We start from the raw sequence: 9076 nt of genomic DNA on the forward strand, positions 1-9076 counted from the left end.
GCCTTGCGGGGAGAATTGAACGAGCGACCTACCTGTTAACCGAGATCTTGCATCTGTTGCAGTTAGTCAGATGGGGTTGGATTTATGACAGAGATAGAGTAGGCGAATGCATCAAATGAGATGCTCGTTTGCTTTCTCTGTTGAGTCTGCTACCCGGTTTGCTGCTGTTGAGATGAGCGCAAGATAGTAGGCTGACCTTCTGGTGATCGCACGTTCTCCCGTTATCTACGCAAAACTCCGTTGGCTAACCAAACCAATCCTCACCATCCTTCAATGCCGCCCCTAAATCGGGTGCTGCGCCAATTAGGTCGCTATCGGCGGATTGCCCTAGGCGCGATCGCAAGTCTGCTATTGCTCACGGCTGCCAATGCCATCACCCCTCAACTGTTTCGGTGGGGCATTGATCAGGGGATTGCTCAGAACGATCTGCGGGTTGTTTTGATCAGTGGTGCGTGGATGGTGGCGGCTGCGATCGCGCGGGGGCTGTTCAATTTTGGTCAAACGTTTTGGGCAGAAACCGCTTCTCAAGGAGTTGCGTACGACCTGCGGAATCAGATTTTTAGCAAAATCGAAAATCTCAGTTTTAGCTATCACGATCGATCGCAAACCTCGCAATTGCTCACCCGCGTCACGAGTGATATTGAGCAGGTGCGGAGCTTTATTGGCACAAGCCTGATTCAGGTGATTGGCGCTGTTGTGACGTTGGTGAGTATTGCCATCATTTTGCTGCTGATGAATTGGCAGTTGGCGCTGATCACCCTAGCGATCGTTCCGTTAGCGGCTTGGGTGCTGATTCGATTTCTTCAGCGAAATGGCGATTTGTTTCGCTTGGTGCAAGAGCAGCTAGGGGATCTCAATGCCGTTTTGCAAGAAAATTTGATCGGCATTCGCGTGGTTAAAGCGTTCGTCCGAGAAGAGACAGAGCGATCGCGCTATACCACCTTAAACGAAGAGTTGATCAGCACCAACATGAAAACGATTCGTGCCATTCGTGGAACGTTTCCTATCATTTTTCTGTTGAGTAATTTGATCACTGTCGTTGTCGTTGGTTTTGGTGGGCTACAGGTGATTGACGGCAGCTTTTCCATTGGTGAACTGGTTGCATTTAATTCTTATCTCCTGTTTATTTTGCAACCGATTTTGCTGATCGGATTTGCCGCTCCGGCGATCGCGCAAGCCGCCGCTTCTGCCGAGCGGGTGTATGAAGTCGTTGATGCTGAAGTGGAAATTCGCGATCGCTTGGGGGCAGTTAATTTCGATCACTGTGGCGGCAGAATGACGTTCGAGAATGTTCGATTTCGCTATCCTGGCTCCACCACCGAAGCTCTAAAAGGCGTGTCGTTTGAGACTCAGCCAAAAGAGTTGATTGCCATTCTAGGGATGACCGGTTCGGGAAAAAGCACAATTATTAATCTTATTCCCCGGTTCTACGATGTCAGTTCCGGCGCGGTCAGAATTGATGGACGGGACGTCAGAGAGTTTTCGTTGGCAAGCTTGCGATCGCGCATCGGCATCGTCTTTCAAGACACAACTCTCTTTTCGGGAACTATCCGCGATAACATCGCCTACGCCAAACAAAACGCCGCACTCCAAGACATCATAGCTGCCGCGAAAACGGCTCATATTCACGACTTTGTTGAAACCTTGCCCGATGGCTATGACACGCTCATTGGCGAACGGGGCGTTGGCTTGTCGGGGGGGCAAAAGCAGCGCATTGCGATCGCTCGGACACTGCTCACCGACTATCGTATCCTCATCTTAGATGACAGCACCTCGGCGGTAGATGCCCAAACAGCCGCCCAAATCCAGGCATCGCTTGATGATCTGATGCAGCGTAAAACCTGCACCTCGTTTGTGATTGCTCAACGGATCAGCACGGTTAAAAACGCCGATCGCATTTTGCTGATGGATCAAGGGCACTTAGTGGCTCAAGGCAGCCATGAACAATTGTTAGCAACCAGCCCTCTCTATGGTGCAATTTTAGAGTCTCAGGTCAAGCAAACGCACCCCGCAGGAGAGCGCCGATGAGAACAGCAGGGTTTGTGGCTCCTGAAGCAAAGGCACGGCGGCAAGGGTCTACGGTGTGGCGATTTTTCAAATATCTCCGCCCCTACCGGAAGGATTTACCGATCGCCCTTGGGCTTGTCGCCCTGGGAGCCGCCACCCAAGCCCTCGGACCTTTTCTCATCGGGTGGTCGATCGATAATTTAATTGTTCCGGGCAACGTGCGCGGGCTGCTGTTCATCTTGACAGTTCTGGTTGTCAACTATGTATTTGGCGTGCAGGCGATTCGTGGGCAAATTTTGCGGGTGGGGTGGATTGTGCAGCGCGTGTTGGCGCAACTGAGACAAGATATTTTTCTAAAGGTGCAGTCGTTGCCGCTCAGCTTTTTCGATCGCAGTGAAGCAGGCGATTTGATGAGCCGCTTGCTCAATGATGTGAATACGGTCAATCAAGCCTTTGGGCAAACGATCGCGCAGATGTTGGGAAACTTATTCAGTTTGCTTGGCATTATCATTGCCATGCTGGCGATTAATTTACAACTCGGACTGTTGAGCAATCTCGTGGTTCCATTGATGATCATCACGACGAGTTTATTTTCCCGATGGGCAAGAGAGCGCTTTCGAGTCACGCGCCGCACCATTGGCGATCTTTCTACAAAGCTAGAAGAAGACATTGGTAGCGTCAAAGAAGCTCAAGCCTTTAATCGGGTTCATCTCAATATTGCAGAATTTCAGCAACTAAATGCCGCAAATCGGGATGCCAATATTCAAGCCGTGGCGATTACCGCCGCCTTTTTGCCGTCGATCGATGTGCTCAACACCTTAGCTACTGCTGGGGTACTCGCCTATGGTGGCTATCTCGCCGTCACCGGACAAGCCACCCTTGGAGTTGTCACTGCCTTTTTGCTCTATGTGCAGCAGTTCTTTCGACCGATTCAAATTTTGAGCCAGTTTTATACGCAGGCACAATCTGCGATCGCGGGGCTAGAGCGTATTTTTGCCCTGTTAGATGAACCTGCCCAACTCAAAGACGCACCCAACGCCTATGTTATGTCTCCAATTCGCGGCGACGTGACCTTCGAGAATGTTGAATTTGGCTACACGCCGACTCAGCGCGTCCTCAAAGGCGTTAGCTTTCAGGCAACCTCTGGACAAACGATCGCCTTGGTCGGACCGACAGGCGCAGGCAAAACAACGATTATCAATTTGATCTTGCGCTTCTACGATGTCACAGGTGGCACGGTTAGGATTGACGATACTGATATCCGTTGTGTCACTCAAGCGAGTTTACGCCGCCAAATTGGTATTGTTTTACAAGATACCGTTCTCTTTCGAGGTACGGTTGCAGAAAACATTGCATTTGGTCATCCGCAAGCCACTCAAGCGGAGATCGAAGCGGCGGCTCAAGTTGCCAATGTGCATGATTTTATTACGTCTTTGCCCCAAGGCTACGCTACTGAACTAGGTGAACGGGGAGCGATGCTCAGCCAAGGACAACGGCAACTGCTCAGTATTGCTCGTGCGGTGTTAGTTGATCCGCGCATTTTGATTCTTGATGAAGCGACGAGTAGCATTGATACGCGCACAGAAGCCCTGGTGCAATCTGCGATCGCACGGCTGCTACAAGGGCGAACCAGTTTCGTGATTGCCCATCGGCTCAGCACGGTGAGCCAAGCTGATCAGGTACTAGTCATTCAGCAAGGAAAGATTGCAGAGCATGGCACCCATGCCGAATTGATGGCTCAACAGGGCGTTTATGCCAATCTTTATGCATTGCAGTTGGGCAGCGCCGCCTCAACAGAACCCATACCGTAACCGCATCATGAAAGGTTAGGAAGAGGAGGGCAAATCCTAGTGGTCTGTCAAGGTGGAAGTGAGGGATTAGGAGTAGATGGTGGAGAGTGGATGGGTGGATGGGTCGGGAAGGAATCTAACCCATCGACTCATCCACCCATTTACCCATTGACTCCACAAAGAACGAGGGTTGCAGACGCGAAAATCCCAGTCCAAATCAGAGCCATATCTCAAATTTTCAGCAAGCGATCGCTAAAATTTTATCCCTACTTTAGGACACTGCATACTCGCTGAGTTTCCGCAAAAAGGGCGGATGAAACCCCAGCACAATGTCCTGCTGCGACATATTCCAGTTCATCATCAACGCCTGCACCCCATACAATCCCTTGACTTTCAAATCTCGTTCCAGGGATACTTGAGACTAATTTTCATTAACAAACTCCGATGATCCTGGAACTGACGGCACAAGCAGAAGCGGAACTGTGGCGGGAAATAGAGCAGCAGTGTCCCCCGTGACGATCGGAGTGTCGATTCACCTGGAGCCGGAATTGCTCTATCGATTCTTTGCGGAACCGTCGGGAGAATTGCCGCTGGAGCTTCAGCCATTGGTACAGGGAGAGGACGGGCAGTGAGTGCGTTAGAGCCAGCATACAAAACCCTGGTTTCAGAGTGGATATTATTGCAATTAAATATCAGTTGTGTGAAGATGATACGTTAGCGTAGATCAGTCAGGTCGTAGTTGCAGGATTGTTATGGCGCTTACAATTTCTGGTCATGCTTGTGAGGCGCTGTTTGAGGTCATGCTTGAGCAGTCACAGTATGTTGATCCAGAAGATGAGATGGATGTTGTTGTACCCTATCCTAGCGAGTTGGGAAGCGGACAGGTGCGCGTCATTGAACTGCGAGAGGAATTGCACTTAGAGATTGAATACTATCAACAGTACAGAGATCTGGTCGTTTCTTATGAGGAACAGCAGAATCATGTGAGAGTTGGGTTTCATCTGTCAGGCTTTCATCGCGATTCACTGGTTACAGTTTGTCCGGGTGAATACGCGTTGTCTGGCAGTGGAATAAATCCTGAAGGTACATTTAATTCTCTGGCGATCGAACCCGTGCGAGAGGTCGCTTTTTACATTTCAACGAGTCATATACAGTCTTTTTTTGGCGAATTGCCTTTAGCGTTGCAACCTTTGATCAGACCTTTAGATCAAATATCATTCGCTCAAACTTATCGCACAACTCCAGCGATACAGGTGATATTACACCAATTATTGCAATGTCCTTATCATGGGATTTTGAAGCGACGTTATCTCGAAACAAAAGTCTGGGAATTGTTGCTACTTGCGGTCAGTCCATTATTGATCGATTCAGAGGCTCTGATAAAGCCGTCTAAAAAACTCAAGTCTGAAGAAGTCGATCGTATTCATGCTGCTAGAAAGATCCTGCTTCAGCGATTGGATCATCCGCCTTCGTTAATGGAGTTGGCGCGATTGGTGGGGTTGAACGATCGCGCCTTAAAACAAGGATTTCGAGCTTGTTTTGGCACAACTACATTTGGTTATTTGCATCAATATCGGCTGGATCAAGCGCGGCAGCTATTGGCGACAGGTGATCTGAAGGTTGAGGAAGTGGCGCAGCAGGTTGGGTTCTCAAATCGCAGCTATTTTGCTGAGGCGTTTCGCAAGAAGTTTGGCGTGAATCCCGGCGATTATGCTCGACAGCAGCGACAATGGCGTTAGTCTCCTTCCGCAATCCCTAGTTCTCTCAGTCGCTGGGCTAAGCGATCGGCTCTGAGCTTTTCTTGCTCTAAAGCAGCTTGAGCCTGTCTTGCTTGTTCTAAGGCATCTTCTTCGGGAAATGGGATCAGTTGCCCGTCTGCTGTGAAGAATCGGAGTTTGCGATCGTGAATTCCCAAATACAGTTGTAGCTGCTGACTCCAGCGCCAGCCTTGAACCGTTGTTGGAATTGGTGCATACGTGCTGCCATCCGCTAACCGGAATCCAGCAAATTCCAACGTATCTGGATGAAACCAGAAATATTCGGGAACCCGCCACACGTTTTGATAGAGGTCTTTTTTCAAGCCGCGATCGACGGATGCGGTTGAGTCTGAAAGTAGCTCAATAATATAGTTTGGATATCTGCCTCCTTCCTGCCAAACGACCCAGCTACGGCGATCTCTCGGCTCAACTCCCAACACGACGAAGAAATCGGGACCTCGAAAGTCTTCAGATTTTTTCTGATTTGGGCTGTAATAGACGGTGAGGTTGCCCGTGGCGTAGAAGTCTGTGCGTTTAGCGCAAGGCGCAACTGCGGAGCAACCACGCCAGTACCATTTGAGCAGGCGAATCAGTAAGTCAATTTGGTCACGGTGCAAATCGGATTCCAACGGCGGTTCATCACTCCATAGATCTCCCGGTGGAAAAATTGGCTCAGTCTGCTGCACCGCAATCTCTGAAGATGCGATTCCTGTGGCGTTTTGCAGACTTTCAGGCTGCGAAATGGGAGACATGGGAGACACCTTCCATCAGGTTGCTTCTAGTTTAGCGGATCGCGATCGCGATCCAAAAAAGTCCGTCTACTGGTCAAAAAAAGTCCGTCTAACCGCCAAAACAGACTAGCGATCGCATCAAACTCTCCAGTATTGTCTATTGATAATTGTTCTTGATTGGTGGTGTGGAGATGATGAGAGTGTCGCTGTGGATGTCTGGCGCGATCGTGCTGTTGGGAGCAATTTCTGCAACAGCAGCAGAACTAGAGATTGATCACATTCAAGATCAGCCGAAAGCGGCAACAACCGTATCAGAGTGGATGGCGCAGACGGAAGCGGCACAGGTGCGAGTGACAGGCGTGCGAGTCGAACCAGATGCGGGAACGGTGCGCGTGATTTTGGAGACGAGTGTGGGGATTAGTGCAGTTCCAGCGCGGCGGAGTGAGGGAAATACGCTGGTAATGGAAGTGGAGAATGCGGTGTTGGCACTGCCGCAGGGGAATCGAGTTGCGATCGACAAACCGGGAGCGGGGATAAGTGCGATCGAGGTCATCCAAGCCACTCCGACCATTGTACAAGTGAGAATTACGGGAGACACAGCCGTTCCATTGGTCGAGGTTGTGCCGAGTGCGGCGGGATTGGTGCTGAGTGCAGAAGCCGATGAGAATGCGGCAGAAGAAGAGATTACCGTGACGGGAGAGGGGCAAAGCGGCTATCGGGTGCCGAATGCGAGTACGGCGACGAGAACGGATACCCCGATTCGAGATATTCCGCGATCGATTCAGGTGATTCCCCAGCAAGTGATTCGAGACCAAAATGCCAACCGTTTAGGAGAAATTTTAGAAAATGCACCAGGGGTAACAGGCTCGTTTCGATCGCCTCGTTCAGTGTCTAACTTTTTCAACAGCCGAGGCTTTGAACTGGAAATTCTGAGAAACGGAGCGCCCGATACTCTGGGGGCTGACTATAGCTACACGGTCACGGATAATATTGAACGGGTGGAAGTCCTGAAGGGACCTGCTTCCGTTCTGTTTGGGTTAGGTGCCCCCGGTGGAGTCGCCAATGTGATTACCAAGAAGCCTCTCCGAGAGCCTTTTTATGAGATTAGGGCAACGGTTGGTAATTTCGATACCTATCGGGGTGCAATTGATTTGTCTGGACCACTCAATGACAGCAAAACTGTCTTGTATCGTTTGAATGCCAGTGCCAATACTGTCGGCAGCTTTATTGACTTTTTTAAGCGCGACACCTACCTGGTTGCCCCCAGTTTGACCTGGCAAATTGGGGAGCGAACAACACTAACATTTGATGCTGAGTATCAAAAAATTAGTGGCACAAAAACAGATAATGGTCTTCCAGCCGAAGGCACTGTACTCCCCAATCCCAATGGCAGAGTTCCTAGAAACATAACTAGAAGTGAGCCTACGTTGGAGAATGACGACGATACCGATGTCTATCGGATTGGCTACAATCTTGAGCATCGGTTTAGCGAAAACTGGCAACTTCGCAGTAGCTTCCAAACCCTGTTCTACAAAGAAAATCTTAGGCTTGCTGTACCTTTGAATTTTCTAGCCAACAAGCGCGAACAGCCCTTGCTCTATCTCCAAGGTGCTACTTTGCTTGACAGCTATCAATTTGATAACTATGTGGTGGGCAAGTTTTCGACTGGTGGGATTCAACATCAACTTGTAGCAGGATTTAACTTGTATAGCGAGTATCTTCGTTATGCGGGTAATGGTTTTAATGGACTTCTGCCTGCGATTGATGTGTTTAACCCAGTCTATGGAAGAACTACTTTGGCAGATTTGACCGATGTCCTGTTCACTGAGGGAAGATTCCAAGATAAAGGGCTGGGGTTGTACGTGCAAGATCAAATCACCCTGGCAGAAAATCTGAAAGTATCGCTCGGTGGACGGTTTGATATTTTCAGGCAAGATGCCAGTTTTGAGCCGTATTTCTCAAGTGCATCTCTGTCAGAACAAGCCTTTAGTCCACAGGTGGGGATTGTTTACCAACCGATTAAACCCATTTCCCTCTATGCCAGCTATAGCCGTTCATTCAATCCAGCAACAGGCGCGGCGAGTGATGTCAGCGGTCAACTCAGACCAGAGCGAGGTACACAGTATGAGATTGGCGTGAAAGCCGATATCACCGAAAAACTTTCAGCAACTCTGGCTTTATTCGACATAACCCGTACCAATGTGGCAACTCCCGATCCGATTAATCCTTTACGATCGATTCAGACAGGTGAACAAAACAGCCGAGGCGTTGAGCTAGATTTATCTGGTGAAATTTTACCCGGATGGAATATTTTTGCAGGCTTTCTGTTAATTGATGCAAAACTCACCGCAGATAATACCTTCCCAGTAGGCAATAAGCTGAATAATACACCGAGTACTTCGCTAAATTTGTGGACAACCTATCAAATCCAGTCTGGCGGCTTACAAGGGCTAGGCTTTGGTTTAGGGATCTTTTATGCTGGAGAGCGCCAAGGCGATCTGAATAACTCGTTCCAGTTACCGAGCTATGTTCGCACTGATGCGTCTATCTTTTACAAACGAGATCGGTTTCGAGCCGCTGTTAATATCAAAAACTTGTTTGATACAGAGTATTTTGCATCAGCCGGAGGTAGGAACCGAGTTTATTTAACCTGAGTTCGGGATAAGGATTGAGACAAGAAAGGGGCAAACTCGATAGGCTGAAAATGCTAAAACTTCATGCCCAGTTTGCCCTCATGTTTAGTCTAGAAGACCTGTTCTGCTCCGTCGATGATTTCTGCCAAACGTTTGAA

General features: G+C 49.2%; 7 protein-coding genes. 5 read left to right on the top strand and 2 right to left on the bottom strand.

The genetic code is table 11. The features are described from left to right. Positions 1-240 precede the first annotated feature (240 nt). Both GS601_RS12305 and GS601_RS12310 read left to right on the top strand, forming a co-directional pair. Entirely contained in the window at positions 241-2028 is a 1788-nt protein-coding gene (locus GS601_RS12305; protein ID WP_238393239.1) for an ABC transporter ATP-binding protein, read from the top strand. Beyond that, a complete protein-coding gene (locus tag GS601_RS12310) occupies positions 2025-3818 on the top strand; it encodes an ABC transporter ATP-binding protein (protein WP_162423568.1) in 1794 nt (597 codons plus the stop codon). Before GS601_RS12305 ends, GS601_RS12310 begins: the two co-directional genes overlap by 4 nt. Before the next feature lie 250 nt (positions 3819-4068). Here the strand turns inward: GS601_RS12310 and GS601_RS12315 are convergent, their stop codons facing one another. Continuing rightward, positions 4069-4194, bottom strand: coding sequence for an element excision factor XisI family protein (locus GS601_RS12315; RefSeq protein ID WP_162423569.1), 126 nt, complete (start codon positions 4192-4194; stop codon positions 4069-4071). An 85-nt stretch (positions 4195-4279) separates the two neighbouring features. Here GS601_RS12315 and GS601_RS12320 point away from each other — a divergent pair, with 85 nt between their 5' ends. Both GS601_RS12320 and GS601_RS12325 read left to right on the top strand, forming a co-directional pair. Next, positions 4280-4429: a hypothetical protein gene (locus GS601_RS12320; protein WP_162423570.1), complete on the top strand. Its 150-nt coding sequence runs from the start codon at positions 4280-4282 to the stop codon at positions 4427-4429. Positions 4430-4549: 120 nt separating this feature from the next. Continuing rightward, the gene (locus GS601_RS12325) at positions 4550-5536 is read left to right on the top strand and encodes a helix-turn-helix transcriptional regulator (protein WP_162423571.1); all 987 of its coding nucleotides are present in this window, start codon (positions 4550-4552) and stop codon (positions 5534-5536) included. Here the strand turns inward: GS601_RS12325 and GS601_RS12330 are convergent. After that, positions 5533-6306 (bottom strand): Uma2 family endonuclease, encoded by a 774-nt coding sequence (locus GS601_RS12330; RefSeq protein WP_162423572.1) that lies wholly within the window; start codon positions 6304-6306, stop codon positions 5533-5535. The two genes, GS601_RS12325 and GS601_RS12330, sit on opposite strands and share 4 nt — an antisense overlap. Before the next feature lie 170 nt (positions 6307-6476). On the opposite strand from GS601_RS12330, the gene GS601_RS12335 reads away from it, so the two are divergent. Continuing rightward, the gene (locus tag GS601_RS12335; protein WP_162423573.1) at positions 6477-8939 is read left to right on the top strand and encodes a TonB-dependent siderophore receptor; all 2463 of its coding nucleotides are present in this window, start codon (positions 6477-6479) and stop codon (positions 8937-8939) included. Positions 8940-9076: the final 137 nt, after the last annotated feature.

The sequence above is a fragment of the Myxacorys almedinensis A genome (assembly GCF_010091945.1).
In the GTDB taxonomy this organism is placed as follows: Bacteria; Cyanobacteriota; Cyanobacteriia; order Leptolyngbyales; family Leptolyngbyaceae; genus Myxacorys; species Myxacorys almedinensis.

Excerpts from the sequence above, each read along its gene's own strand:
- GS601_RS12335 (WP_162423573.1), top strand. The coding sequence starts at position 6,477 with ATGATGAGAGTGTCGCTGTGGATGTCTGGCGCGATCGTGCTGTTGGGA.
- GS601_RS12310 (WP_162423568.1), top strand. The coding sequence starts at position 2,025 with ATGAGAACAGCAGGGTTTGTGGCTCCTGAAGCAAAGGCACGGCGGCAA.
- GS601_RS12325 (WP_162423571.1), top strand. The coding sequence starts at position 4,550 with ATGGCGCTTACAATTTCTGGTCATGCTTGTGAGGCGCTGTTTGAGGTC.
- GS601_RS12330 (WP_162423572.1), bottom strand. The coding sequence starts at position 6,306 with ATGTCTCCCATTTCGCAGCCTGAAAGTCTGCAAAACGCCACAGGAATC.